Annotated in this window: 25 protein-coding genes, 1 tRNA gene and 1 pseudogene; 10 read left to right on the top strand and 17 right to left on the bottom strand. The window is 59.0% G+C overall.

Annotation, left to right across the window (positions count from 1 at the left end):
* Window positions 1-11: 11 nt before the first annotated feature.
* The 7 genes and pseudogenes from srlA to HMPREF1316_RS15120 form a co-directional block, all read right to left on the bottom strand.
* Entirely contained in the window at window positions 12-590 is a 579-nt protein-coding gene (gene srlA / locus HMPREF1316_RS11890) for a PTS glucitol/sorbitol transporter subunit IIC (protein ID WP_021727223.1), read from the bottom strand.
* Between the two features lie 66 nt (window positions 591-656).
* Window positions 657-1,121 carry a transcriptional regulator GutM gene (locus tag HMPREF1316_RS11885; RefSeq protein ID WP_021727300.1) on the bottom strand — a complete coding sequence of 155 codons (465 nt, stop codon included), beginning with the start codon at window positions 1,119-1,121 and terminating at the stop codon, window positions 657-659.
* A 75-nt stretch (window positions 1,122-1,196) separates the two neighbouring features.
* On the bottom strand, window positions 1,197-3,101 hold the full coding sequence (locus HMPREF1316_RS11880; RefSeq protein ID WP_021727176.1) for a BglG family transcription antiterminator: 1,905 nt from the start codon (window positions 3,099-3,101) through the stop codon (window positions 1,197-1,199).
* A gap of 170 nt (window positions 3,102-3,271) precedes the next feature.
* A complete protein-coding gene (locus HMPREF1316_RS11875) occupies window positions 3,272-4,072 on the bottom strand; it encodes a sorbitol-6-phosphate dehydrogenase subunit (RefSeq protein ID WP_021727266.1) in 801 nt (266 codons plus the stop codon).
* A gap of 425 nt (window positions 4,073-4,497) precedes the next feature.
* Window positions 4,498-5,835 (bottom strand): phosphoglucosamine mutase, encoded by a 1,338-nt coding sequence (gene glmM, locus HMPREF1316_RS11870; RefSeq protein ID WP_021727240.1) that lies wholly within the window; start codon window positions 5,833-5,835, stop codon window positions 4,498-4,500.
* Window positions 5,836-5,993: 158 nt separating this feature from the next.
* Complete coding sequence (locus tag HMPREF1316_RS11865) at window positions 5,994-7,742, bottom strand: BglG family transcription antiterminator (RefSeq protein ID WP_232204534.1); 1,749 nt, start codon at window positions 7,740-7,742, stop codon at window positions 5,994-5,996.
* A 63-nt stretch (window positions 7,743-7,805) separates the two neighbouring features.
* Window positions 7,806-7,886 (bottom strand): annotated as a pseudogene (locus tag HMPREF1316_RS15120) (hypothetical protein); the annotation flags it as partial.
* Between HMPREF1316_RS15120 and HMPREF1316_RS11860 the strand changes: the two are divergent.
* The 6 genes from HMPREF1316_RS11860 to rpe all read left to right on the top strand — a co-directional run bounded on the left by HMPREF1316_RS11860 (window position 7,858) and on the right by rpe (window position 12,211).
* A complete protein-coding gene (locus HMPREF1316_RS11860) occupies window positions 7,858-8,553 on the top strand; it encodes a PTS sugar transporter subunit IIA (protein ID WP_232204533.1) in 696 nt (231 codons plus the stop codon). The pseudogene HMPREF1316_RS15120 and the gene HMPREF1316_RS11860 sit on opposite strands and share 29 nt — an antisense overlap.
* An 81-nt stretch (window positions 8,554-8,634) precedes the next feature.
* Complete coding sequence (locus HMPREF1316_RS11855; protein WP_021727275.1) at window positions 8,635-9,963, top strand: PTS galactitol transporter subunit IIC; 1,329 nt, start codon at window positions 8,635-8,637, stop codon at window positions 9,961-9,963.
* Between the two features lie 50 nt (window positions 9,964-10,013).
* Window positions 10,014-10,304, top strand: coding sequence for a PTS sugar transporter subunit IIB (locus HMPREF1316_RS11850; protein ID WP_021727203.1), 291 nt, complete (start codon window positions 10,014-10,016; stop codon window positions 10,302-10,304).
* 8 nt (window positions 10,305-10,312) lie between these two features.
* Window positions 10,313-10,831 (top strand): YjbQ family protein, encoded by a 519-nt coding sequence (locus HMPREF1316_RS11845; protein ID WP_040652456.1) that lies wholly within the window; start codon window positions 10,313-10,315, stop codon window positions 10,829-10,831.
* Window positions 10,832-10,836: 5 nt separating this feature from the next.
* Complete coding sequence (locus tag HMPREF1316_RS11840; RefSeq protein ID WP_040652455.1) at window positions 10,837-11,433, top strand: KpsF/GutQ family sugar-phosphate isomerase; 597 nt, start codon at window positions 10,837-10,839, stop codon at window positions 11,431-11,433.
* A 115-nt stretch (window positions 11,434-11,548) separates the two neighbouring features.
* Window positions 11,549-12,211 carry a ribulose-phosphate 3-epimerase gene (rpe, locus tag HMPREF1316_RS11835; protein ID WP_021727191.1) on the top strand — a complete coding sequence of 221 codons (663 nt, stop codon included), beginning with the start codon at window positions 11,549-11,551 and terminating at the stop codon, window positions 12,209-12,211.
* An 84-nt stretch (window positions 12,212-12,295) separates the two neighbouring features.
* Here the strand turns inward: rpe and rpsI are convergent, their stop codons facing one another.
* A complete protein-coding gene (gene rpsI, locus HMPREF1316_RS11830; protein ID WP_021727248.1) occupies window positions 12,296-12,691 on the bottom strand; it encodes a 30S ribosomal protein S9 in 396 nt (131 codons plus the stop codon).
* Between the two features lie 3 nt (window positions 12,692-12,694).
* On the bottom strand, window positions 12,695-13,138 hold the full coding sequence (rplM, locus tag HMPREF1316_RS11825) for a 50S ribosomal protein L13 (RefSeq protein ID WP_021727314.1): 444 nt from the start codon (window positions 13,136-13,138) through the stop codon (window positions 12,695-12,697).
* A 274-nt stretch (window positions 13,139-13,412) separates the two neighbouring features.
* Between rplM and HMPREF1316_RS11820 the strand changes: the two genes are divergently transcribed.
* Complete coding sequence (locus HMPREF1316_RS11820; protein ID WP_021727265.1) at window positions 13,413-14,945, top strand: DUF438 domain-containing protein; 1,533 nt, start codon at window positions 13,413-13,415, stop codon at window positions 14,943-14,945.
* Window positions 14,946-15,075: 130 nt separating this feature from the next.
* On the opposite strand, the gene HMPREF1316_RS11815 is transcribed toward HMPREF1316_RS11820, so the two are convergent.
* Together HMPREF1316_RS11815 and HMPREF1316_RS11810 are read right to left on the bottom strand one after the other, a co-directional pair.
* Window positions 15,076-16,269 (bottom strand): oxygen-binding di-iron domain-containing protein, encoded by a 1,194-nt coding sequence (locus HMPREF1316_RS11815; protein WP_021727317.1) that lies wholly within the window; start codon window positions 16,267-16,269, stop codon window positions 15,076-15,078.
* 14 nt (window positions 16,270-16,283) lie between these two features.
* Complete coding sequence (locus HMPREF1316_RS11810; RefSeq protein WP_021727293.1) at window positions 16,284-16,940, bottom strand: cupin domain-containing protein; 657 nt, start codon at window positions 16,938-16,940, stop codon at window positions 16,284-16,286.
* A gap of 412 nt (window positions 16,941-17,352) precedes the next feature.
* Between HMPREF1316_RS11810 and HMPREF1316_RS11805 the strand changes: the two genes are divergently transcribed.
* The gene (locus HMPREF1316_RS11805) at window positions 17,353-17,607 is read left to right on the top strand and encodes a type II toxin-antitoxin system RelE family toxin (RefSeq protein ID WP_269594777.1); all 255 of its coding nucleotides are present in this window, start codon (window positions 17,353-17,355) and stop codon (window positions 17,605-17,607) included.
* Between the two features lie 275 nt (window positions 17,608-17,882).
* On the opposite strand, the gene HMPREF1316_RS11800 is transcribed toward HMPREF1316_RS11805, so the two are convergent.
* The 3 genes from HMPREF1316_RS11800 to HMPREF1316_RS11790 form a co-directional block, all read right to left on the bottom strand.
* A tRNA-Pro gene (locus HMPREF1316_RS11800) sits at window positions 17,883-17,959 on the bottom strand.
* A gap of 13 nt (window positions 17,960-17,972) precedes the next feature.
* Window positions 17,973-18,866: a 4-(cytidine 5'-diphospho)-2-C-methyl-D-erythritol kinase gene (gene ispE / locus HMPREF1316_RS11795; protein WP_021727218.1), complete on the bottom strand. Its 894-nt coding sequence runs from the start codon at window positions 18,864-18,866 to the stop codon at window positions 17,973-17,975.
* Between the two features lie 3 nt (window positions 18,867-18,869).
* Window positions 18,870-19,160, bottom strand: coding sequence for a Veg family protein (locus HMPREF1316_RS11790; RefSeq protein ID WP_021727292.1), 291 nt, complete (start codon window positions 19,158-19,160; stop codon window positions 18,870-18,872).
* 128 nt (window positions 19,161-19,288) lie between these two features.
* Here HMPREF1316_RS11790 and HMPREF1316_RS11785 point away from each other — a divergent pair, with 128 nt between their 5' ends.
* Window positions 19,289-20,389, top strand: coding sequence for a M24 family metallopeptidase (locus tag HMPREF1316_RS11785; protein ID WP_021727247.1), 1,101 nt, complete (start codon window positions 19,289-19,291; stop codon window positions 20,387-20,389).
* A gap of 12 nt (window positions 20,390-20,401) precedes the next feature.
* Here the strand turns inward: HMPREF1316_RS11785 and msrA are convergent, their stop codons facing one another.
* Window positions 20,402-20,899: a peptide-methionine (S)-S-oxide reductase MsrA gene (msrA, locus tag HMPREF1316_RS11780; RefSeq protein WP_021727291.1), complete on the bottom strand. Its 498-nt coding sequence runs from the start codon at window positions 20,897-20,899 to the stop codon at window positions 20,402-20,404.
* Between the two features lie 24 nt (window positions 20,900-20,923).
* A complete protein-coding gene (locus HMPREF1316_RS14930) occupies window positions 20,924-21,286 on the bottom strand; it encodes an Hsp33 family molecular chaperone HslO (protein ID WP_269594767.1) in 363 nt (120 codons plus the stop codon).
* Window positions 21,287-21,484: 198 nt separating this feature from the next.
* On the opposite strand from HMPREF1316_RS14930, the gene HMPREF1316_RS11770 reads away from it, so the two are divergent.
* Window positions 21,485-22,180: a DUF4230 domain-containing protein gene (locus tag HMPREF1316_RS11770; protein ID WP_021727296.1), complete on the top strand. Its 696-nt coding sequence runs from the start codon at window positions 21,485-21,487 to the stop codon at window positions 22,178-22,180.
* Window positions 22,181-22,367: 187 nt separating this feature from the next.
* On the opposite strand, the gene HMPREF1316_RS11765 is transcribed toward HMPREF1316_RS11770, so the two are convergent.
* Entirely contained in the window at window positions 22,368-24,110 is a 1,743-nt protein-coding gene (locus HMPREF1316_RS11765) for a phospho-sugar mutase (protein WP_198009690.1), read from the bottom strand.
* Between the last annotated feature and the right edge of the window lie 210 nt (window positions 24,111-24,320).

Here is a 24,320-nt window from a genome sequence, read left to right as displayed (position 1 = left end):
TCCTGGACTTGCTATGCCGCTTCGATTGCGTCGGTGTGTACGTTACCCTCGTCAAGCGTGCGCGCCAGACGGACGTGCATCTGCCGTTCGACCAGCTTGGTGGTGAACTCGGTCGACCACCCAGAGATGAAATTGGCCACGAATCCTACGAGCATGTAACGAACGGCAAGTTGGGACACGTCGAGACCAAGCGTGGTGATGCCGCTGGCAATGCCCATGTAGATGAAGATCTCCCCGGGATTGATGTGGGCAAAGATGCCGCTGTTGGTATGGCAGTGATAGGATGCCGCCGCATAATAGGCAGGCTTGTAGAATTCGGGCAGAAACTTTCCCATGGAGAGCGCCATGGGGTTGCCAAGCATCAGTGCGCTGAGGAAGGGCAGGACAAAGTAGCGCAGGACAGGATTGCCCGCAGCATGCGCGGCAAACCTGTTGACGCGTTCCTGACCGATGAAGGCGACAAGCGAATTCATGAAGACGAGCAGCATCACGATCAGGGGGATGATGCTCGAGACCCATGCAACGAACTGAATGCCACCCTGCTGGAACAGGTTCATGAACGCTGACGCTGCCGATGAGATGATTTCCATGCTAGTGCTCCTTTCCAGACTCCAATACGATTGCATGTGCCCCTTGGGCCATACGCAAGGAGCTCCCTACTGCCTCCCGTCACGAACTTGTGGGCGCCCCACAAGCCTTCTGACGGCACCGGTCATGTACGTGAGCGGAGATGGCGGTTGCGAGACGGTCTCACCCGATGTGTAGAGCCTGTAGGTGTTGGCCGCATCCTCCAGGGCCTTGCCAAGGTTACGATGACCCCTGCGGGGACCATCCCCTCGGGTGAGCCTTGCGACGTCCCTGCCCTCAAAACCAGGAAGCGGCCTGACACGCGCAAGGGACGTGACGCCCTCCATATACCTCCCTTCCTGGATAATGCCCTGGTCATCCACTAAGAACATGACGATTGCCCCCGCATGGAAGCCCCCGCTCTTACGTCCGACGGCGACTTTGCCCCTCCTCCTGAGCGCTGCGAACTCACTCGAAAAGTGGAGCATCTGCCGATATGTCAGGAACAGCTGCATCGCAATTGCCACGAGTACCACGACGATGATCCCTGCCACGTCAGTCCCCTTCCTCCCTCTGGGCGCCACGGACGAGCGCCATCTCCCAACCACAGAACTCTCAAAGGTGCATGGTCATCCTTGCAGCACCCTGATTGCCGCCCGAAAGTCCCGTGTCTCCGAAAGCCTGTCCACCAGCTCTTCATCCTGGGAAACGGAGACGATCTCGTCGTAGTACCTGATGATGCTCGCCCCCTTGTCCCCATCCGCCGCGGGTACGCCCAACAGGAAGACCACCTTTATGACCTCCTCCCCATAGAGGACGGGATGCGGGTAGACGCCAAGCGCAAGGGCGACATTCCCCGTCGCCAGCTGAAGGCAGTGAGGGAGCGCCACGCCGTTGCCGAACGCCATGCGATGCTGATGCTCGCGCTCGCGCAGGCGGTCCAGAAAGCCTTCGTCAAGCTCGCCCATCTCCTCAAGCCTGCCCGCCATGCTCTCTATGCCATCCCTATAGCCCTTGCTGGCATCAAGGACGAAGAAGTGGTCTTCATTCAGGTGTCCGGTGATTGCCGTGCGCACTGCAGCCGTAGCGGACGAAAGGGGCGAGGCCCACGAGAGGGCTCGTTGCATGCGCTCGACAAGCTCGGTGGCGTCGAAGACCTCGCGAACGATGATGACGGGCACATCCATGTCAAAGGGAAGCGCCGCCGTGCTCAGGACGATGTCGAAGTTCCTGAGGATCCCTTCGTCGACCTCCGAACGCGTGAACAATGACGTCTGCATGCCCTCGTCGAGCACCTTGTGCAGCTGGGCCTCTATGAGACACGCCGTGATACGCTCTGACCCCGCCACGATGGCAACACGTACCGTACGCGGACGCTGGCTGCGCAGGCGCTCCATGAGAACCCCGAAGTACGCCGCGAGGTAGCCACGTTCGCCGTCTGGCACCTTCACGTCGCAGTGCTCTTCTATGACCTTCGAGGCCACACCCGCAATGGCGTATTCGAGGGGATAGCGTCTCCGGATGTCATCCAGCAGCGGATTCTCGAGCAGAATGGAGTAGCGCAGGCGATTGAGCATGTATTTGATGTGATACAGAAGCTCGTTGGTAAGGTCCCCGAAGGACACGGAGACGTTGAGCTCATCCGAGACGGCCCGTATGATCTCGTGCATGAGGGAAACCACTTCGGAATCGAGCTCGATGGGCGCAACCTCGCCGGCATCGCCAGGAACACGCGTGCCCATGATCGCCAGAGAGACAAAGAGGCGCTCCTTCTGGGGATACGAGTCGCCAGACATCTTCTCCATGGCGTTGACGAGGGTGTCAACAAGGGTGTATTCGGGCGTCCGTGCCAGCTCGCTCACCTGGTCGCTCAGCGCGCCGATGGCATGTCCATGCCCAAAGCGATCGCACATGACGGTCACGTAGCGCATGAGCGACTGACAGACGCTCTCCTCGGCCGAAATGCGATGGGCGCCCTCGGAAACAGCCCGCACGATGTCCTCGGGCAGCGACTCGTTGCCATAGACGGCGTCATATGCCCGCTCGAGCAGGTAGAGGCGAATCTCGATCTCATCGCCGTCGAGCGTGAGGCCGGAGTTCTCCTTGCCGAGGATGGTCAGACCGTACCCAGCGATGTCCTTCCTCAGCTGGGTCACATCGCCTGCCAGCGTCGCACGGCTCACGAAGAGCATGCCCGCCAGGTCGGCCATGGTCATGGGCTTGGTCGCGCGCGCCAGCAATCCAAACAGGCGTGCCTGACGCCGCTCGGGGGTGTCCTCGCCAAGGGTACTTTCGGCCAAGCCACCCAAGATCTCTGCGTAGCGCTTCTCCTGGTACACATAGAGCCTGAGCGTGCCCCGATCGGCCTCAATCGAAGCGGACCCTTGCAACAGGTCATTCAACTGCTTGATGTCATTGCGCACCGTCCTCATGCTGACTCCCAGGCGTGCAGCCAGCTCTCCAAAGCTTGACGAGGCATGCTTCGAGAAGTAGCTGATGATTGCCAAGATCCTGTTGTTAGCAGCCAGTGGCATCAAGGCATCCTTTCGAGGACACGGGCAAGGACAGTACGAGACTGAGGGGGTGTAAGACGATAGGCAGTAAAAGGCATCGCAGGAGGTTCAAGTTCTGGCATGCCGGACCGGAAATGGGAACGAGAGCAGGAGCAGATCAATCGAATACGCTCCAGAGATGCTTGAATCGGCTAGCCGCGTGACTTGCCACCAGAGATGTTAATCGTGGTGCCCGTGATGTAGCCACCACGATCCGAAGCGAGGAACGCCACGGTCCAGGCAACCTCGTCAAGCTTGCCAGGACGACCCAGGGGGATGGACTTCTTGTAGTCCGTGTTCAGCTTGTCGGGCGTGGTGCCGCGCGTATAGGCAAGGGCCTCCTCGTAGGCAGGGGTGCGAAGGCCGGTGGCCTCCATGATGTCCGGAGCCACGGCGACGACGCGCACCCCATACGGGCTGATCTCCTTGCCCCACGAGCGCGTGAAGGAATCGACGGCACCCTTGGTGGCGGAATAGGCGGACTGACCCACCGACCCCTCCTTGCCTGAGGCGGAGGACATGTTGATGATGACGCCTCTACCCTGTTTGATCATCTGACGGGCACAGGCCTGGGCAACGAGGAAGAGCCCCTTGACGTTCACGTCGAACATGAGGTCGAAGTCCTTGACATCGAGCTCATACTGGGGCTTCTCGCCCTTGACGTCCACGAGCAGACGTGGCCTGTTGAGACCAGCGTTGTTGACGAGAACATCTATGGACCCGTACCTGTCCATGACGGCTTTGGTCATTGTGGTGACGCTGTCGGAATCGGAGACGTTGCACTTGACGCAGTACATGCCCTCCAGCTCGTCGCCGGTCTCCACCGTGAGGTCGGCCACGACCACCTTGGCACCAACCGACTTCAGAACTTCGGCCACATGCCTCCCAATGCCCGATGCCGCGCCGGTGACAATAGCGACCTTGTCCTCAAGTTCCAACCACTGCTTTTCCATGTGATACCCCCTCACGTTGAGAGTCCATCCTTTTGAGGACCTCTTTGAGGTCGAGTGTAGGTACGCCTTCATGGTGCAAAAATCTCACCTTTTGCAGGTAACCTGCAAAAGGTTGGACGGATAGTGCTCTGGATACTCGGGAGCCTGGATTGAGAGGTGCGAGAAAAATGGGGCATCGGCCGTCATGACCTTGGGAGCAGAGGCCAAGGCAACGCGGTCGGGGGACGGTAAAGGTCGTATGACGTCCAACGAATCACCGTTGGACCATTGGCCGGCTCAATCTGCCGAACGGCAGGACCTTGCGAGCTCCCGGGCCTGGCCGCCTAGGGAACGGCAGCATGCGACCAATCGCCCAAACAGAAAGGGCAGTCCCTCCTATTGAGCCTACACATTATGGATTGTGAGGGCCACACGGCCCCGTCACATCACGCCCTGAAGGGCTCCAGGGCCGTGAGCACGATGTCGTTTGCCTGCCTGCAGAGGTCGTTGTCGGGCGCCTCGGCCAGCACGCGCACGAGGGGTTCGGTGCCCGAGGCTCGCACGAGCACGCGGCCGTTGCCCCTCAGGAACCGCTCCGCCTGCCCGATGGCCTCGCGCACGGCGGGCGCCTCCATGGCCTCATGCTTGTCGGTCACGCGCACGTTGTCGAGCCGCTGGGGGTAGAGCTTGACGGGAGCCGCCAGCTGCGAGAGGGTCTCGCGCTCGGCGCGCATGACCTCCATGATGCGCAGCGACGTCATGATGCCATCGCCCGTGCACTCGATGTCGCCGAAGATGATGTGCCCGGACTGCTCGCCGCCGAGCGAGTAGCCGTTCTTGCGCATGCAGGCGTAGACGTTCTTGTCGCCCACGTCGGTCTTCACGTAGGAGAGGCTCGCCTCGTCGAACGCCTTGAACAGGCCGAAGTTGCTCATGACCGTGGGGACGACGGTGCCCGCGGCGAGACGGCCGTGCTTGTGCAGGTACTTGCCGCAGATGTAGAGGATGAGGTCGCCGTCGATCACGTGGCCGCGCTCGTCCACGGCCAGGCAGCGGTCGGCGTCGCCGTCATAGGCAAAGCCCACGTCCAGGCCCTGCTCGAGCACGTGGCGCTGGAGGCGCTCCATGTGGGTGCTGCCGCAGTCCACGTTGATGTTGTAGCCGTTGGGGGCGTTGTTGATCACGCGCACGTCGGCGCCCAGGGCATCGAACACGGGCTTGGCCACGCTGGAGGCGGCGCCGTTCGCGCAGTCCAGGCCCACCTTCACCCCCTGGAGGGAGAAGTTGGCGCTGGCGATGAGGTGCGCGATGTAGCGGTTGCGCCCCTGCATGTAGTCCACGGTGCAGCCGATGGCGTCGCCCGTCGCGAGCGGCACGTCCACCTTGCCGTCGATGTAGGCCTCGATCTTCTCGAGGACGTCCTCGTCCATCTTGTAGCCCTCGTCGTTGACCAGCTTGATGCCGTTGTCGGAGTAGGGGTTGTGGGAGGCGGTGATCATGATGCCGCAGTCGAAGCGGCCGTCCACCGTCTCGTACGAGACGCCGGGCGTGGGGATCACGTGCAGCATGTAGGCGTCCGCACCACTGGCAACCAGCCCGCTCACCAGGGCAGACTCAAACATGTAGCTGGAGCGGCGTGTGTCCTTGCCGATGATGATGCGGGCCTTGCGCTCTTGGCGCGCACCGTAGTACCACCCCACGAAGCGGCCGATCTTGAAGGCATGCTCGACGTTGAGCCCCTCGTTGGCCCTCCCTCGAAAGCCGTCGGTGCCGAAGTACTTCATCCAAGCCCTCCTCGCAGCGTAGCATTGCTATCTTAAACGCATGGATGAATTCTACCAGCCGGACATGGGTCATCCATGTGAGAGGATGCGTCAAAAACAATATGTGAGAGCCTGTACCACGCTAGAAAGACATACATGTCTTACAGAGACCATGGGTGTTAGTTATGCCGGACCTTGAGAAGTGCTGTAAGACGTCTCATGAAGTCCTCGTATGAGACGCTACCGATAAGCTCACTCGCATTTTTTGCATTACTGAGTATAGAGAGAAAATCGCTGTAGAAATTTGTAAAAGATTCCCTATCATTCTCGGAAATCCCCAGTAGAAGTATGATATTGGCACTTGATTGTCCCCATGCAACCGGCCGATCGTTGATGACGAGGTATAGAAACGACCTCAGAGCCGCAGGTTCCACTGTATGTGGCACAGCCACGAGATTGTCAAAGACTGTTGGTGACAACGCTTCACGCTCAAGAACCTTCTCAAGATAACCCTCGCCAACCAGCCCCTTATCAAGACAATCCAAAACCATAGCTGCAATCAACTCGTCATAGTTTCCAGGATAAAAGTTAAGCTTAAAGAAGTCAGGCCTCAAGAACTGCGCAATAGTGGATTCTAGCTGCCTTCCTCTCTTCTTTTGGGATATCTCGTTGACAGCCTTGCGTACCGCCTCTTCATCTTCTCTCCCAAAGAGTGGACTTATGACTACCCTCCTACAGCCCTCCGGAACATCCACCTCCAATGGTGACAATATCAATTCACAGTCTAGTCGAGTCGAATCGTAATCAAAGACACTCTGCACCGAAATGATTTGCAACTGAGTCTTAAAAAGACTTCGGAGTCGCTGGATAAAATAGTCCTGCATATTGTGATAATTGATATAGAGGACAACGCAAGTAACACAGTCCCGATCTATCATGCACCTATTCTGCAGGTACCCACCGATGTGAAAGGTAAAAAATGCGATCTCATCCTCTGTCAGCCTGATGCTCGCCTCACGGGAGATGGCATCTGCCATAACGACTGCCATATCATGAATCAGGGGGTACTCTGATCTTACCTCGTTAACCAGCGGGTTATATACAAAGGTGTTAGTGGCGGCACGACTGATAAGCGCATGTATGTGTACAGCAAGCTGCTGAATGAACTCGGTGGAGAATCGCTCTAGGCAATAGGTCGTGGACACCCTTTCTGCGGCATGTTCGGCAATCGAGAGGTCCCGTTCCTCGAATACTGGCGCATTTCCACTTGTCATGATTCCAGCTGCCGTTGCTCGTCGGGTGTTTGCTTCTATCACCAAAGCAAAATAGAACCTGTCTAGATCATCGATGCTGATGCCAAGGGACTCTCCCAGCGCCATGCATACCTCGGTGGCACACATGACCTCTGGGGATGCGTTGCCAGTAGTCGGTGCTTCTTCGGCAGTCATTCTTTGCTGTGCTTCAATCCTACTCAGCATAATGGCCAGATGCATCACCATATTGTTGAGGCCATAGTCATCACAGGTCAGTCCGTGCTCAGCAAGTGCGTCCGTAATTGCATACTTGAGTTTGTGCACGTCATAGCCGTTTTTCAGGACGGTGCTATTCGTGAGCGCAGAAAAATCCATGTTCCTACTACCGATGAGTATACGATTGATGAAGCACCTCTTATCTGGCTCGCTGCCCATAAGTACAAGGGAATCCTGGGCACGAGATATGACCAACTTGTATGGCTGAACAATCTTACGTGCCTTTCGAAGGACAAGTTGCATTGTTGACTCAGATACATGTAGCTCGTCAGCCATATCGTAAATACTTTGAGGTCGATCGGTGGCCAAGAGGATTCTGATAAGCCTTTCTGCCCGACTATCCGCCGAAGTGCCCGTCGAGGATTTTGGTCTTGTTTGTATGCCAAACTCATTATTCACGAGTCGATAGCCCCGCGACGATGATTCTATAATGATCTCATTGCTCTCCTCATTAAGACGGCGAACATAGCTTCTGATCGTCCTCGGAGTCACATGCAGTATAGTCGCCAAGGTCTTGGCATCCACCCAGCCACTTTGTTCCATGAGTTGGGATATGAGTGCGTTGGGGCCCATCTTCATTTTCAACACCTCGTATCAGATGATTCACAGGCATTCTTTTGAGTACTTTACTCAAAGCCATTCATCTAGTTCAAATCAAGAACTTCCTCCGCAGCGGAAGGCTCGTCGTTTTTTCTTTAACGAAATTCATGAGAAAAATAAGGGGCAGACGTCCTTCTGGAAGGAGGTGTACGCAATGTTTTTCGATGATAAATTGGCAGCTTTTCATGCATCCGCTCGTAATGCTCAGGATGTCATACACATCGGCTCTCAATTGTTGCTTGATGCAGGTGACGTAAAGCCAGATTTCGAAGAAAACATCCTGAAGCGTGAACAGGACTACCCTACGGGGCTAGAAATCGGTTATACAGGCGTGGCAATTCCGCATACCGATTCTCGTTTTGTCAACAAGTCGCAGATTGCATTCGTCTCGCTTAAGAAACCTGTTGTCTTTCGATACATGATCGACAGAGATAAGGCTGTGCAAGCGATCCTGGTCTTCATTATCGCTATGAGCCAACCGCATGAGCAAGCAGATGCACTGGGTGACCTTGTGGGCATGCTCTCCAACCAGAAAGCTGTGAAATGTCTGCAGGCCTGCACAAGCATGGAAATGCTAGAGGCAATTCTTACGGAGAACCATATTTGCTGAATCGGAGGCTTATTCACCAGAGACTTCGTCGTACGTGCACGATTCTAAATTCACTTTACACGCTTGGAAGGAAGTCCAGGAATGCTTCAATTGGCACTTAATTTCGTTACCAGCCTGGGCGGCATCGTCCTTATTCCCATCGTCATTATCATACTTGGTTTGATAGTCCAGCTTAGGCCTACCAAGGCCATTCTCGCGGGACTGACCGTAGGCATCGGTATGATTGGCACCAATGCCATCATCAGTATCCTATCCACCGCCTTGGAGCCCGCCGTTCAGGCCATGGTCTCCAACTTTGGCCTCTCCCTAAGCATTCTGGATGTGGGGAACGGTATAGGTGGTCCACTCGCCTTCTCGACTACCTTGGGAATCATCATCATTCCTATCGCCATCTTCATCAACCTCGTACTTATTTTCACGGGGCTCACCAAAACCCTTAACGTTGATATCTGGAACCTCTGGCAATCGGCATTCGTCGGTATCATGACTTGGGGCGTGACGGGTGATTACTTGCTCGCCATTCTCGTTATGGTTCCATTCTTCCTCATTGAGCTCATTCTTGCCGATGCGTTCCAACCCAAGGTTAGTGAATTTTTCAACCTACCAGGTATATCCATCACGCATGTGATGGCCCTCTCCGGTCTCGTCCTTGCAACTCCTATCAACTGGCTCTTCGATCATATTCCCTTCTTCAAGAGGACTGAAATCGATCCAGAAACTATTCAGAAGAAGTTTGGTTTCTTTGGCAATCCCATCATCATTGGGTTCATCATTGGCATTGTCATGGGCGTTCTCGCCGGTTTCGAGTTCGGTCACATCTGTCAGCTAGGCATGGAGACGGCAGCGGTCTTGGCATTGCTTCCCAAGATGATCGCGATGTTCATGGAAGGCCTCACTCCAATTGCAGGCGCAACCCAAGAATTCACCTCAAAGCATCTACATGGTAAGACGCTCAACATTGGCATGGATGCAGCTCTTACTGTTGGTAATCCTGCCGTCCTTGCCGTCTCTCTCCTCATGATTCCTGTTACCTTGCTCCTTGCAGTTATTCTCCCTGGAAACAAGGTCTTGCCTCTCGGCGATCTTCCCATGCTTGTCTATGCACTCTGTCTTACCGTTGCCGCATATCGGGGAGACATCATTCGTTCCGTGCTTGGCAGTGCGGTCTACGTTGTTACCATGCTCTATCTCTCCACATGGATTGCTCCCGCCTTCACCAGTGCCTACCAGATTGCCGGTTACGATGCAGGAGGAAGCATCGTTTCATTTGTAACCGCAGGCCTTTGGCCCAACGTTATAACTCTGGGGTCAGCGCAGTTCTTTGGGTACGCAGGCGTTGGCATACTCACCGTAATCTTACTCGGAATCCTGTTCTACATGAACCGCATCAAGAAATGGAACCAAGCTTAGAAGATCACATCCATACCCATCGTGCAGCATAACTCAAGGGGCATAAGAACATGAAAAAGCTTTTGATTATGTGTGGTGCTGGCCATGCGACCTCGACAATTGTCAGAAACAAAGTGGAGCAGTGGTTAGATAGCGAAGGACTACGCAATACTGTAGAAATCAGACAGTCCGCCGTAGCCTCAGAAATCGACAACATCCAAGATGGTCACTACGATGCCGTCCTTACGACGACACAGGTTCCGAGCTACATCCAGGACAAGGTCATAAATGGTCTCGCCATCCTTACAGGCGTTGGAGCCAACGTCGTCTTTGATCAGATTAAAGAACAACTTAACTTGTAGGTGACGAGATGATTGTCCATCATGCAAGGATAGATTTGCATACCGTCAGTGGACGTCCCTCATACCACAACATCACCGAGAACGTCAGGGGCATTGTAGCTGAGAGCGCTGTTCGAAACGGTATATGTACTATTGCGTCTGCCCATACGACCTGCTCAGTCTACTTTGATGAGTTCATGCATGATCGCAACTACTATGGTGACGAATACCTTCATGTTGATCTCGATCAAATGCTGGACAGAATTGCCCCACGACAGACGACCGAGAACCAATACCATAGTCCGGGCCCCAAACACATAGCCTATGGGATGACAAAAAAGGATCCCGACTACCCCGCACAGGCATGGACCATGCTGAACACTGATGGGCACCTGCGCAGTGACCTGTTCGGAGCAAGTGAGACCTTTCCCATTAAGGACAAGGAGCTTCTGATTGGAGCAGTGGGATCGATTTACTTCGTAGACTTCGACCAAACGCGAGAGCGCAATCGTCATTGCAATATCGTCATCATAGGAACGGAGGACTGATTCTGATGAGTACCGATACGCTACGGTCCGTCATTCGTGCCGAGGGGGAAGAGCTCATCAAGCTCTCAGAGAAGGTCCACCTAGATGAGCTAGTGAAGCTGTCCGACATGATTAGCTCCTGTAGGGGCAATGTGTTTTTCACTGGCTGTGGTACCTCTGCCGTAGCCGCGCGAAAGGCTATCCACACCTTACAGGTAATTGGCGTGCGGGCCTTCTTTTTAGAGCCAAGTGATGCCGTTCATGGTGGTTTGGGCGCTGTTCATAAGGGAGACATCGTCATTTTCCTCTCGAAAGGAGGGGTCACCCAGGAGCTCCTAAGTTTCATTCCCAACCTCCAGAAAAAGCAGACTACTATCGTTAGCGTTGGAGAAGCCGCACACTCTCCAATCAGTGAAGCTGCGGATTTGTTCCTCGAGGTACAAATAGATCGAGAGCCAGATACGTACAACATGCTGGCAACGGCCAGCACCCTTGCCACCATGTCCGTCTTCGATGCGATAGCTATCAATATCATGCAAGAAAATCACTATTCGCGTGAACAGTTCCTCATAAACCACCCCAGTGGGGATGTGGGTGCGCGACTAGCGGCTGGGCATGCATAGCTATCAATAGCATGCGTTAGACAAAACGGACTCAAAGTATGCGCAAGCTTGGAGACTTCGGCCCATAATCGGTCCCAAGCTTGCGTTTCACCTGATAAGGAATGCGAAAGCAATCATGAAGAATCCCTGCTCTATAGCTCCATCCATACTGTCCGCGGACTTTTCTGTCCTGAAACAGGAACTCGAAAGTTTAGGAAGTGCTGATCTGATACACCTTGATATTATGGATGGCCACTTCGTTGATAGCATCTCATTTGGACAGCCCATCCTTCGCTCCGTAGCATCCAGCACCACTCTTCCCATTGATGTGCACCTCATGGTCGAACAGCCAGAACGCATGTGTCGCAGCGTCATCGAGGCCGGCGCGAACTCGGTCACGTTTCACTTAGAGGCAACACGACATTGGCAAAGCATAGTGGACAACATACATTCCTGTGGAAAGAAAGCGGGTGTCGCACTCAATCCGGGTACGCCAGTCTCTTGGCTTGAGTCCATCATCCAAGAGATTGACCTCATACTCGTGCTCGCCGTCAATCCCGGAAAGCCCAATCAACGATTCATTCCTCATACTCTCTACAAGCTTCAGGAATTATCCGACCTATGCAAAAGGAATAATGTCAGTCCGCTTCTAGAGGTCGATGGGGGAATTGATACCTCAAACGCCCGCGCTTGTGTAGAGGCTGGAGCCGACATACTGGTTGCGGGACGTTCGGTCATGGGGGCCGACAATCGTGCAGATGCGATTGACCAGCTTAGGCAAGTGGCTCTGCTTTGCTAATTATCTGATTAACGATACTCTTATCATGCGATGAAAGGGGAGCCGCCGAAGCGACTCCCCCACAGGTGCATTCTGTCGCACGCCCTAGCGCTTGGAGAACTGCGGGCGCTTGCGGGCCTTCTTGAGGCCGTACTTCTTGCGCTCCACAGCACGGCTGTCGCGCGTGAGTAAGCCCGCCTTCTTGAGGTCGGCGCGATACTCGCCCGCATCGAGCAGGGCACGGGCGATGCCCAGGCGCAGTGCCCCGGACTGACCGTTGATGCCGCCGCCATCGCAGTTGGCGAGGACGTCGAAGCGACCTATGGTGTCGGTCACCTTGAAGGGAACGAGCGCATTGTCCACGAGCTGCTGACGACCAAAGTAGGTGGCAGCCTCACGGCCATTGACGGTGACCTTGCCGGTGCCAGGAACCAGGCGCACGCGCGCGGTGGCCTCCTTGCGACGACCGGTGCCGGTGTACACAGCGGTGTTCTCAGCCATCGGTTACGCCTCCAGATCGATCTTGGTGGGGTTCTGAGCGGTGTGGGGATGCTCGGGGCCGGCATAGACCTTAAGCTTCATGCCCTGCTTGCGGCCCAGCGTGGTCTTGGGGAGCATGCCCTTGACGGCGTGCTCGATGACGCGCTCGGGATGCTTGGCCATGGCCTCCTTGAAGGACTCGGTCTTGAGGCCACCGAGCCAGCCGGAGTAGCGCCAGTAGCTCTTGTGCTCGGCCTTGGTACCCGTAAGCTGCACCTTGTCGGCATTGATGACGACCACGAAGTCGCCCGTGTCGGCGTTGGGGGTGTACTGGGGCTTGTTCTTGCCACGAAGGATCATGGCGGCCTGGGTCGCGAGGCGACCGAGGGTGGCACCGTCGGCGTCGATGAGCACCCAGTTGCGCTCGACCTCGCCCTTCTTGGCGTACTGAGTCGACTTAGTAGTCACGTGACTCCTCCTACGAACACTTTCGATGCGATGGCCCCTGGACGAGCCACCGTTGCCTTTTCCGATGAGGGTACGGGGCTCAGTGGAAAAGCCTTAGCAGTATACAACAGGACCTGCGCGAGGCGGAGGCATTTGCCTCCTTCGCGAAGTCTGCATGTTGGAGAGCGACTCGTCACTGATGACACGCGCGTTGGAATTGCGACATATGAGCCTTCAGAAAGCCGCTACCCTTGCTTCAAGTAAAAGAAAACTAACACTTGAAGGGAAGGCCGCCATGGACGAGAGCACCGTCGACCTCGATCGCACGGTCCTGGAGAACGCAAACGCCTGTCCCCGCTTCGTCAACGTCATGGTAACGCTGGGCTTTGGAGAGATCACGAACCCCGCCATGATGCAGACGGCCGGGCGCGTCATGACCCCACGCAAGGGTGCGGACGTCAAGGGCGTGGACGTGGCCGACATGGTCAGGGCCTTCCGCGAGGCGGGTCTCACCGTCGTGGGAGCGGGCGAGGACGCCGGCGGGACACCCGACCGCGAGCCCACGGGCGCCAGCCAGCGCATCGCAGCCAAGGCGCCGACCTCGCCCCAGGAGGCACGTCAGGCCGAGCTTGCCGCCATGGTGCGCCGCCTCTCGGACGGCGAGCCCCTCGAGGAGGTGCGCCGCGACTTCGTGCGCGACTTCTCCAGCGTCTCGGCGGCGGAGATTGCCGAGGCGGAGCAGAGGCTCATGCGCGACGGCATGCCCGTACGCGAGGTCCAGCGCCTGTGCGACGTGCACTCCGCGCTCTTCCACGGCATGACCGCGGCCGAGGTGGAGGACGAGGCAAGCTGCACCGTGCTCACCACCCATGCGGAGGACGGCCTGCCCGCGGGGCATCCCGCATCGGTCCTGAGGCTGGAGAACGAGGGGCTCACGAAGGAGCTCGATGCCCTGGGATCCCAGGTGAGCGAGGGTGCGGATACCTCCCCCGTACTCGCGGGGCTGGAGCGGATCCGCTCCCTCAAGAGGCACTATGGCAAGAAGGAGCAGCTGCTCATGCCCCTGCTCGACAGCTACGGCTTCGACGGCCCCTCCAACGTGATGTGGGGCGTGGATGACGAGATCCTACGCGAACGCAGTGCCCTCGCCCATGAGCTGGGTTCGCCAGGGCACGAGACCCTCTCCGCCGCGGACGCAATGCGCGTGACGGCGCTTCTCACCCGCATCCGCGAGATGCGGTACAAGGAGGAGAACATCCTCCTGCCGCTGGCCCTCGAACACTTCTCGCGCGAGGACTGGTACGCCTGCTATCGTGACCTTGCCGGCTTTGGCTGGGCCTTCTGCGACGGTGCGCCCACGTGGCTCGACGCGGAGGTCTGGATGGGCCTGCAGCCCAAGCCCGAGAACCCGGGGCTCGAGGTGCAGGATGGGCGCGTGAGACTCCCCACCGGCAGCGTCTCCGTGGGGGAGCTGGTGGCCGTCCTCAAGCTGCTGCCTGTTGACCTCACGTTCATCGATGCCGACGAGCGCACGCGCTTCTTCTCAAACGAGGGCCACGTGTTCGATCGGCCGCTCGCCTGCATCGACCGCGAGGTGTGGAGCTGCCATCCTCCCCTGGTCAAGCCCATGATCGAGGAGATGCTCGCCAGCTTTCGCGCGCACGAGACCGACCACGTGGAACGCTGGATCCCCAACCCACAGAACCCCGTGCGCGTGGTGTATCACGCCGTCTATGACGAGCATGACGAGTACATCGGCACGCTGGAAGTCGTGCAGCAGTTTGGCGAGGTGCTCGAGGGCCTGGCGCCCATCGTGCGACAGGGGTAGGGCCAGGGGATGCCCCTGGCCCTACCGTCCCATGGCCCCTGGTCGTGCGAGGGTCTTCTCATCGTTGGAGAAGGCCCCGCACCATCGGAGGGGACGGAGGGGAACATGGTCGCCCGGCGCGGCGGCCACCCTATGCCAACAGGGACTGAACGAGGGCCGGCACCTGGGCGAAGTCATCCTCGCCAGGCACCCAGAGTGCACGGACGCTCTCATCTATGACATCGAAGCCCGCATCCGCGAGCGCCTCCTGGAGCCTCTTGACCGACTCGCCGCTCCAGCCGTAGCAGCCGAATGCCGCCGCCTTCTTTCCCTGGAACTTGAGGGATCTCAGGAAGGCCATCCACCCGGCGACACTACTGAGCATGTCCTGTCCCTCGGTTGGCGAGCCCACACAGAGGGCCTTGGACTTGAGCACCTCCGTCATGACCTCGTTCTTGTCGCTCTTGGAGATGTTGAAGACCTTGACCACGGTGTCTGGGCTCTGGCGGTGGACCTCGGCCGCCATGGCATGGGCGATGCGCCCCGTGCCCTGCCACATGGTGTCGTAGGCGATGGTGACCTGATCCTCCTGGTACGCATCGGCCCACTGGGCATACGCGTCCATGATCCTGGCGCAGTCGTCTCCGCGCCAGATGCCGCCGTGCGCGGGCGCTATGTAGTCGATGGGCAGGTTGAGGCTGGCGATCTGCTCAAGCTTGGGGCCGACGAAGCGCGAGAACGGGTTCAGGATGTTGGCATAGTACTTCTGCGCCTCATGCCAGAGGTCGCACTGGTCGGCCTTGTCGGCGAAGAGCTCCTCGACGGAGAGGTGCTGGCCGAACGCGTCCATGGAGAAGAGCACATTGTCACCGGTAAGGTACGTGGCCATGGAGTCGGGCCAGTGCAGCATGGTCATCTCGACGAAGACGAGCTTCTTGCCGTTGCCGATGTCCAGGGCGTCACCGGTCTTGACCACGTGAAAGTCCCAGCCACGCTTGCCGAACTGTCCCTCGATCGACTTCACCGCATTGGCCGTGCAGTAGATGGGCGTGTCGGGAATCTCGTCCATGAGCGTGGTCAGTGAGCCGGCATGGTCGCACTCGCCGTGGTTGGCCACGATGCAGTCGATCTTGGTGAGGTCGATCTCGCTCTTGAGGTTGCTCACGAAGTCAAGGCGGTGGGGTGCCCAGACGGTGTCCATGAGGACGGTCTTCTCCTCCTCCTCGATGAGGTAGGAGTTCTGGCTCGAGCCGTGCTTGATGGAGTAGTCATCGCCATGAAAGCTCTCGAGCTCCCAGTCGACGTAGCCCACCCAGCTGACGTTTCCCGTTACCTGCTTGCGCATGGTCGTCTCCTCTCCTAGTGCAGGGTAAGAAGCAGCGCCATCTTGAAGGGCCTGTCGGCACGGACATAGTGCCTGCCACCACGATCGAACTTGAAGTTCTCCCCCACGTGAATCACGTGCTCGCTGCCCTCATAGCCGATGATGCCCTCGCCGTCGAGCGCAAAGACCAGCGCCTCGCCGGGAGCGGCATGCTCATCAAGCCCCGTGCCGGCATCAAAGCTCATGAGCGCGAGCTTGAAGCCCTCGTTGTGGGCCAGGTCCATGTTGACGACCCTGCCCTCCCGATAGGGCAGCAGGTCTGCCAGCCTCACTACCTCACCTGCCGCGAGTGCCTCGTTCATAGATGCCTCCTCTGTCATGGAAATCTCCAGGTAAACACCACCATTGGAGCTACGCACCCCCACGGGGGCGTCCTTGGGCGTGACGAGCGTCGCCCCCTCATCCAGCTGCCAGCCGCATCCTGCCTGCAGGTACACCTGCACCTGCCCGGCCAGGCCCATGAGGAGCTTGTGATAGGCGTAGCTCTCGGCACTGATGTCCGTGCGAGGGGCGAGCGAGAACGTCGACACGACAAACGCGTCGGCACGATAAAGCGACTCCGACGTGGTACAGCCCGCGATGGGGGCGTTCCGTGCACCCAGGGAAAACACGCTACCTGCCAACAGACCCATGCCGTCTCCTCCCGCGAGAGTTACCTTCATATCGGCTCGCTCAGCACCAAGGGTAGGGCTTCCCAAGCACAATTGCGTTTGATATCCAACATAGACCGTCGTGTGTGCCGCGGCGCTAGGCACAGGGACGCATGTGGCAAGCGTCATAGTTGCTGGTGCTATGCTCGTGGAGCGAATCGACCCCAAGTGCGTGCCCTCTCCCCAACAAGGAGCCATGATATAGGGGAGAGAAGGGCCACATGTGTTGCTTTTACGACAGAATGAGGGAGCAAAGCCGTGTGAGAGGGGCCTTTGGGGGCCACCTGAGGCGCCTGGAGGAACGAGCCAGCACGCACTTGGGGCCAATTCGCTCCCTCATCTACAGCTGTGACGCTTGATGGGCTGGAGAAAAGCCTTGGCTTGACGGGTTGAGATTGACAAGGACGTCCAGCGCTTGATGAGGAGGCTGGACAAGCAGGTAGCCAAGCAGATCACAACGAAGCTCAGGGAGATTTCACAGCTTGAAGACCCGAGAAGTATGGGTAAGGCGCTTGTCGGTAACATGGCTGGCCTGTGGCGCTATCGGGTCGGCGACTACCGAATCGTGCGCGACATCGAAGACGAGCTGCTGATCGTCCTCGTCATCGATGTTTCCCACCGCCGCGAGCCGTACCGGCATCGCAAATGAGAGCTGCGCCGCCGCGCAAGACAAGACCATTTCCCCTTGTTTGAGAGGGTCGACTCTCCATTTTTGTTGACTCCATGGCAAGGCCGCGCCATGTGTGTGCAAGCCTTATGGACGCCATGGCGCTGGCGCACGAATCAAATGGCGCATGTATTCATCTGCGTCCGAAAGGCCGAACCGCAGAGGATCGACTTTTTCGGCGCAAGGGCTTGGCTTTTTCAGCTTCATGTCACACAAGGAGTTCAGGGGCTAAAAGTAGCCCCTGAACTGCACTTCCGTGGTCGGGACGACTGGATTCGAACCAGCGACCTCACGGTCCCGAACCGTGCGCGCTACCAAACTGCGCTACGTCCCGTAGCGGAGTCACTCTAACAGAACTGTGCGCCCAAACCAACCGTCTCGCACGCGAACGTCCACCAGCCCTCGCGCAGCCCATACGCACGAGCGGCCACCTCCGCTGCAACATCCGCGCGCTCACAGATGCCAAAGGTGCAGCTTCCCGAGCCGGTCACCTGGGCACCAAGCACGCCTGGCTGCATCTTGAGCCACGAGACGACATCGGCACAGGCAGGCACCAGCCGCACGGCAGCTAGAGCCAGGTTGTTGTAGAGCGCCGCGGCAATGGCAGCGGCATCGCGCTGCCCGACGGCCCGGCACATCGCCTCGGGCGAGTGTGGCTTGATGGGCGCCTCATCGAAGGCACGGTAGGCGGCAGGTGTCGACACCCCATCACGCGGCCGCACCAACACGATGGGCAGCCCCTTGATCTCGGGCAACGTTTGCTCCAGCACATCCCCTGCCCCCGCGAGCAGCGAAGGCCGTGGCCGCAGGAAGAAGGGGACATCCGCACCCACGGAGCGGGCGATGTCCATCACGCGCCGATCGCCCACATCGACACCCCACAGCCGGCAGAGCCCCAGAATCACGCCGGCCGCATCCGAGGACGAGCCACCCAGCCCGCTTTGGACGGGAATGGCCTTGCGCACGTCAATCGCATAATCCTTGGGTCTGTTGCATGCCTCGCACAGGCGTTGGGCGGCAACCCAGACGGTATTCCGCTCCGCGGGCACGCCCACGTCCTCGCTCAGGGAGAGGGAAAGGCCGCTCCCCGACGCACGCTCCCATATCCTGACCTCATCAAAGAGGCCCACAGCCACCATCAGGGAATCCGCCCGATGATAGCCTCGCACGTCGCGTCTGGGATGGATGCCCAGGTGCAAGTTGAGCTTTGCCGGTGCCTTGAGGAGCACCTCCTTGCTCATGCCCTACTCCACCTCGGAGAAGTCCAGCAGGCGCTCCCCGGTGTCGGGATCGTAGATCTCCACGGTGGAGGTGAGCACGTCCACGTACTGGTAGGACTGACGTGCCTTGCGTCCACGACGTTCCTCGACCTCGACCACAAAGAGGGAGGGGTGGATGCCTACCAGCACGCCGCTACGCTCGACGATACGGGAGCGACCAAGGTTCGCACGCACCCTGAGGCGCGTGCCCTTGAGCTTGCTCAGTTCCTCGTGAATCTGATCGACCCTGTTAACGGACGGAACCGTGACCTCCATCAAGAACCTCCACGTACGTAGTGCCAAGCCGCAGACGCGACAGCGATGTCCTTTGCTCTAAATGTTCATTTTATGGCACAAACGCGCTAGGGTACATTTGTTCACACAAAGTTACCAGGAGGTATGACATGGCCCAAGAAACGGACAGGCGCACCATGCGTGTGCTGCAGAACCTGAGGAAGCAGGGACTTACGCAGATGCTGGTATGCGAGCCACTCTCCATCTGGTACCTCACAGGATACTTCACGGAGCCCTATGAGCGCTTTCTGGCACTCTGTCTCCGCATGGATGCAGACGGCCGCGTGCGCACGACGCTGTTTGCCAATCGCCTGTTCCCCGATGCCAGCGGCAGGGCGGACGATGTGGTGACCTTTGATGACACCGATGATCCCGTACCCCTGGTTGCCGCCCGCACCAACCATGCCGCACCGCTGGGCGTGGACAAGGGCCTTGTCGCGCGCTGGCTCCTGCCCCTCATGGATGTCGGCGCAGCAAGCGGATTCGTGCTTGCGTCCGAGGCCGTGGATAGGGCCCGCTCCATCAAGTCCCCTGACGAGCAGGATCTCATGCGTGCCGCCAGCAGCGTGAACGACCAGGCCATGGACTGGCTCAGGGCACAGGTGCACGAGGGCGTGACCGAGCGGGCCATCGCCGAGGGGCTGCTTGGCGAGTATCGCCGCCTGGGCGCCGAGGATCACAGCTTCACGCCCATCGTGAGCTTTGGTGCCAATGCCGCCGACCCGCATCACGAGCCGGATGACACCGTGCTGCACAGGGACGACATGGTGCTCTTTGACGTGGGTTGCAGGAGGGACTGGTACTGCTCGGACATGACACGCACGTTCTTCACGGCCCAGCCCACCGCACGACAGCTGGAGGTGTATGACACCGTGCGCCGTGCCAACGAGGCCGCCGAGGCCATCGTGCGGCCCGGCGTCACGTTTGCCGAGATAGACCTCACGGCGCGGCGCATCATAGAGGATGCGGGGTACGGTCCGTACTTCACGCATCGCCTGGGTCATCAGATCGGCCTCACGGCCCACGAGCCCGGCGACGTCTCGTCCACACATGACGAGCCCATGCAGGTTGGCCAGTGCTTCTCCATCGAGCCGGGCATCTACATCCCCGGCGAGATCGGCGTGCGCATCGAGGACTTGCTCATCGTCACCGAGGACGGCTGCGAGGTCATGAACCACTACCCCAAGGAGCCCACGGTCATCGAGGCGTAGGCGAGCGAGTCCCTAGCCCAGGCCCTTGAGCGAGGAGAAGTCCACGTGGCAGTAGCCGCCAGGGTTCTTCTTGAGGTAGTCCTGGTGATACTCCTCGGCGATGTAGAAGTTCTCGAGGGGCATGAGTTCGGTGACGATGGGTTTGTCGTAGGCGGCCTGCTCGTCTGCGAAGACCTGGCGCAGCACGGGCAGGTCTGCCTCGTCGGTGTAGTACACCCCGGTGCGATACTGCACGCCGCGGTCGTTACCCTGACGGTTGCGCGACGTGGGATCGATGACCTCGAAGAGCTGCCGCACGATGGTTGCGAGGCCCACGCGCGCAGGGTCGTACGTCACCCGCACCGTCTCCGCGTGGCCGGAGCCGTGGCAGACCTCCTCGTAGCTGGGGTTGGCCGTGCTGCCGTTGGCGTAGCCGCTCTCCGTGCCCACCACACCAGGGATGCGCGAGAAGTACTCGTCGATGCCCCAGAAGCAGCCGCCTGCCAAATAGATGTCCTTCGTCTGTCCCATGAAAGCCTCACCCCCCCCCTCATCCTAGCCCAGCATCGTCGCCAGCCCATTGGGAGAGAACCCAAAGCGGTTCCCGCAGAGATGATGGTACACCTCCGCCGGCTCGCGCTTGGCGATCATGTCCCTGTGCTGTGCCTCCCCCAGCGCCATGACGGCACGGCCCGCGCGGGCGTCGCCACGGGCGCAGAAGAACTCGGCCGGCATGGCGCCAAGGGCGGCGGGGAGGTCCGCTTCCTCGGTCCTGATGGAGCACCGGTCGTCACACCGGTCGAACGCGACTCCGGAGAGCCTCCGCAGAAGTCGAACGCATAGGTCACGAAGCCTCGCGCCGCCCCCTCGGGGAGATGGAGCACGCCATAGATGCGACTCGCGCCGTGCTCGACCCACCACTCACGCGTCACGAAGCACTTGGTGCCCCTATCCATGTGGTACCTCCCCACTCACATGCCCCATATGATTACCGGCAGTCGATTTGACGCCGTCATAGCATCCGCAAAAATGCAACAACCGTCGATCTCTCGGCTCGTTTCTTCTGATAATTTGTAAGAATAGTTAAGCTTTTGAACAGCAAACAAGGGAGGGGCCGTGGCGGATAACGAAGAGGACGAAAGGGACACGTACGCAAAGAAGAGACGTAAGGGCACGAGACGACCGCACAGCAGATTGGGCATAGGCCTTCTATGCCTAGTCATCGGCTTGGTACTGGGCGTTATTGGACATATCGCTTTTATCAACTACAACCCACCGGACACTCCTGAGAACCAACCGGAAATACTTCAGGCATCCACCGTCCTCGAGCGTATCAAGGCTGAGAATGAGATGGTTGGTGCATCACAGCGTTATAACATCACAGAAAAAGAGACGGACAAGAATCACATTGACACGCTTCTGGGCACGATTGATATTCCCTTCACCGAGAACAGCTTCTGGTATCGCTATGTGGGAACAATCAAGGCTGGTGTGAACCTATCCGATGCGTCTATCACACAACAGGATGACGGCACCATCGTGGTCTCACTCTCACAGCCCTACATCATTTCCAATACACCAGACATGGATGCCTCCGGCGTACTGGAAGAGCACAATAACATTCTCAACCCCATCCATGTGAAGGATGTCGATGCATTCCAACAGCAGTGCATGGAGAAAAGCGAATCCGAGACAGTCGATAACGGGTTGTACGACGAGGCCAAGGCAAACGTTGAGGCAAATATACGAGGTATGTTCCAAAGTGCCCTCGGTGCAGACCAGGCAATTACTTTCGAATGGAGGGACCAGTGATGGCTAATGCGTTCATTAAGGTGCTCATCGGTATTGGCATCCTCCTTCTGGCGCTCATCATCTTCTTCTTAGTAAACAATATGATGCTGTCATGGAACTGATCTAGGCTGTCACATGAGACGGACGGCCGTCTTCTATATAGACGGTCGTCCGCTTTATACACACGTGAAGATGGCACACCAAGTGCCTACGCTATGCCCTCCACCAGCTGCGACACGGCCTCGCGCATCTCGGCGACGGCGGCCTGCGAGCGTCGCGCGTCGTCCGCAACCGAGTAGTAGTAGAACTTGATCTTGGGTTCGGTGCCCGAGGGCCGCATGGCGAACCACGAGCCATCCTCCATCGAGAAGCGCAGCACGTTCGAGGCGGGAACATCCTGCCAGCCGTCGATGTAGTCGATGACCTCACGCACCCTCAGGCTCCCGAAGCTTTGGGGCGGATCCTGCCGGAACGCGTCCATGATGCGCCCGATGCGCGCCGCCCCCTCCTGCCCCTTCAGCACCAGCGAGACCTGGTCCTCGGCGAAGTGGCCATAGCGCTCGTAGAGCGCCTCGAGCGCCTGGGCCATGCCCATGCCCTGGCGCCGGTAGTAGGCCGCCATCTCCATGATGAGCATGCCGGCACAGATGCCGTCCTTGTCGCGCACCACGTCGCTGGGCGCGCAGCCGATGCTCTCCTCGTAGCCAAAGAAGTAGCGGCAGCCGTCGCGCTCGAGGTCGGGGATGCGGCCGCAGATGTTCTTGAAGCCGGTCAGGGCCTCGTAGACGCGGATGCCGTACGCGTCGCAGATGGTCCGGCCGAAGTCGCCGGTCACGATGGACTGCACCATAGCGGCGTTCGTGGGCAGGGTGCCCCGTTCGCGCTGGCTCTCGGCCAGGTAGGCGATGAGGAGGGCCCCGGTCTGGTTGCCGTTGAGCCAGCGGTAGCTCCCGTCCGCCTCACGCACCTCCATGGCCAGGCGATCGGAGTCGGGGTCGGTGGCGATCAGGATGTCCGCCTGCCGCTCTCGGCCCAGCCGTTCCGCGAGCTCGAAGGCCTGCGGGTTCTCGGGGTTGGGGTAGGGGACCGTCGTGAAGTCGGGGTCGGGCTCGCTCTGCTCGGCCACCATGGCAAAGTTCGTGAAGCCGCGCTCGCGGGCGACGCGGGCCATGGGGATGCTGCCCGCGCCGTTGAGCGGCGTGTAGACGATGGGAACCGTGCGGTCGAGCTGGTCGTCGGGACGCTGTGCCATCGAGAGCACGTAGGCGAGGTAGGCATCGTCCATGGCCGCGCCGAGCATGCTCACGAGGCCCTGCTCGCGCGCATCGTCCAGGGGAAGGGCCTTGGGCTCGTCCAGGAGGTCGAGCGCCTGGATCTCCCCCAGCATGCCGTCCGACACCTCGCCGGAGATCTGGGCGCCGTCCTCCCAGTAGACCTTGTAGCCGTTGTACTCCTTGGGGTTGTGGCTGGCCGTCATGTTGATGCCCGAGAGCGCACCCAGCCTGCGGATGGCAAAGGAGAGCTCGGGCGTGGCGCGCATGGCGTCGAAGAGGTGCACGCGGATGCCGTTGGCCGCCAGGATGCAGGCGGCAAGTTCGGCGAACTCGCGGGAGTGATGGCGGCAGTCGTAGGCGATCACCACGCCGCGGCCGGCGTCCTCCCCCGATCCCAGGATGTAGCGTGCGATGCCCTGGGTGGTGCGGCCCACCGTGAGGCGGTTCATGCGGTTGGTGCCGGCGCCGTAGATGCCGCGCAGGCCCGCCGTGCCAAAGACGATCTCCTGGTAGAAACGGTCGGTGATGCCGGCCTCGTCGCCGGCTATGGCCTCGAGCTCCGCATGGAGCGGGTCCTGTGCGTCGAGCCTCCCGAGCCATGCCTCAAACGCCGCGTGCGCGTCCATGGTGTCTCCCCTCTCGCGCCCCTCTGGGAGCACGTATGCTGTGGTGGCCACGGTCAGGGACGACCCCGCGCATCGGGCGGGAGGGCGCCCCTGCCCCTCTAGGCAATCCCTGCCAGTGTACGACTGTTCCGCCCCATCGGTCCTGTCGCCACCGCCCTCCGGCCACCGACACCTCCGCGCGTTCGGGGGGCCATCGCGTCCCAGACCATCCCTGGGCCCCAGGCGTCATCCCACCGACATCCCATCCCACAACCGGAAGCG

Source organism: Olsenella profusa F0195, from assembly GCF_000468755.1.
GTDB classification, from domain to species: Bacteria; Actinomycetota; Coriobacteriia; order Coriobacteriales; family Atopobiaceae; genus Olsenella_F; species Olsenella_F profusa.
This window is presented reverse-complemented; position numbering and strand designations above follow the sequence as displayed.

What these genes read in the sequence shown, in the direction of transcription:
- srlA (WP_021727223.1), bottom strand. Translation starts at nt 590, where the DNA reads ATGGAAATCATCTCATCGGCAGCGTCAGCGTTCATGAACCTGTTCCAG.
- HMPREF1316_RS11880 (WP_021727176.1), bottom strand. Translation starts at nt 3,101, where the DNA reads ATGCCACTGGCTGCTAACAACAGGATCTTGGCAATCATCAGCTACTTC.
- HMPREF1316_RS11875 (WP_021727266.1), bottom strand. Translation starts at nt 4,072, where the DNA reads ATGGAAAAGCAGTGGTTGGAACTTGAGGACAAGGTCGCTATTGTCACC.
- glmM (WP_021727240.1), bottom strand. Translation starts at nt 5,835, where the DNA reads ATGAAGTACTTCGGCACCGACGGCTTTCGAGGGAGGGCCAACGAGGGG.
- HMPREF1316_RS11855 (WP_021727275.1), top strand. Translation starts at nt 8,635, where the DNA reads ATGCTTCAATTGGCACTTAATTTCGTTACCAGCCTGGGCGGCATCGTC.
- HMPREF1316_RS11850 (WP_021727203.1), top strand. Translation starts at nt 10,014, where the DNA reads ATGAAAAAGCTTTTGATTATGTGTGGTGCTGGCCATGCGACCTCGACA.
- HMPREF1316_RS11845 (WP_040652456.1), top strand. Translation starts at nt 10,313, where the DNA reads ATGATTGTCCATCATGCAAGGATAGATTTGCATACCGTCAGTGGACGT.
- HMPREF1316_RS11840 (WP_040652455.1), top strand. Translation starts at nt 10,837, where the DNA reads ATGAGTACCGATACGCTACGGTCCGTCATTCGTGCCGAGGGGGAAGAG.
- rpe (WP_021727191.1), top strand. Translation starts at nt 11,549, where the DNA reads ATGAAGAATCCCTGCTCTATAGCTCCATCCATACTGTCCGCGGACTTT.
- rpsI (WP_021727248.1), bottom strand. Translation starts at nt 12,691, where the DNA reads ATGGCTGAGAACACCGCTGTGTACACCGGCACCGGTCGTCGCAAGGAG.
- HMPREF1316_RS11820 (WP_021727265.1), top strand. Translation starts at nt 13,413, where the DNA reads ATGGACGAGAGCACCGTCGACCTCGATCGCACGGTCCTGGAGAACGCA.
- HMPREF1316_RS11815 (WP_021727317.1), bottom strand. Translation starts at nt 16,269, where the DNA reads ATGCGCAAGCAGGTAACGGGAAACGTCAGCTGGGTGGGCTACGTCGAC.
- HMPREF1316_RS11810 (WP_021727293.1), bottom strand. Translation starts at nt 16,940, where the DNA reads ATGGGTCTGTTGGCAGGTAGCGTGTTTTCCCTGGGTGCACGGAACGCC.
- ispE (WP_021727218.1), bottom strand. Translation starts at nt 18,866, where the DNA reads ATGAGCAAGGAGGTGCTCCTCAAGGCACCGGCAAAGCTCAACTTGCAC.
- HMPREF1316_RS11790 (WP_021727292.1), bottom strand. Translation starts at nt 19,160, where the DNA reads ATGGAGGTCACGGTTCCGTCCGTTAACAGGGTCGATCAGATTCACGAG.
- HMPREF1316_RS11785 (WP_021727247.1), top strand. Translation starts at nt 19,289, where the DNA reads ATGGCCCAAGAAACGGACAGGCGCACCATGCGTGTGCTGCAGAACCTG.
- msrA (WP_021727291.1), bottom strand. Translation starts at nt 20,899, where the DNA reads ATGGGACAGACGAAGGACATCTATTTGGCAGGCGGCTGCTTCTGGGGC.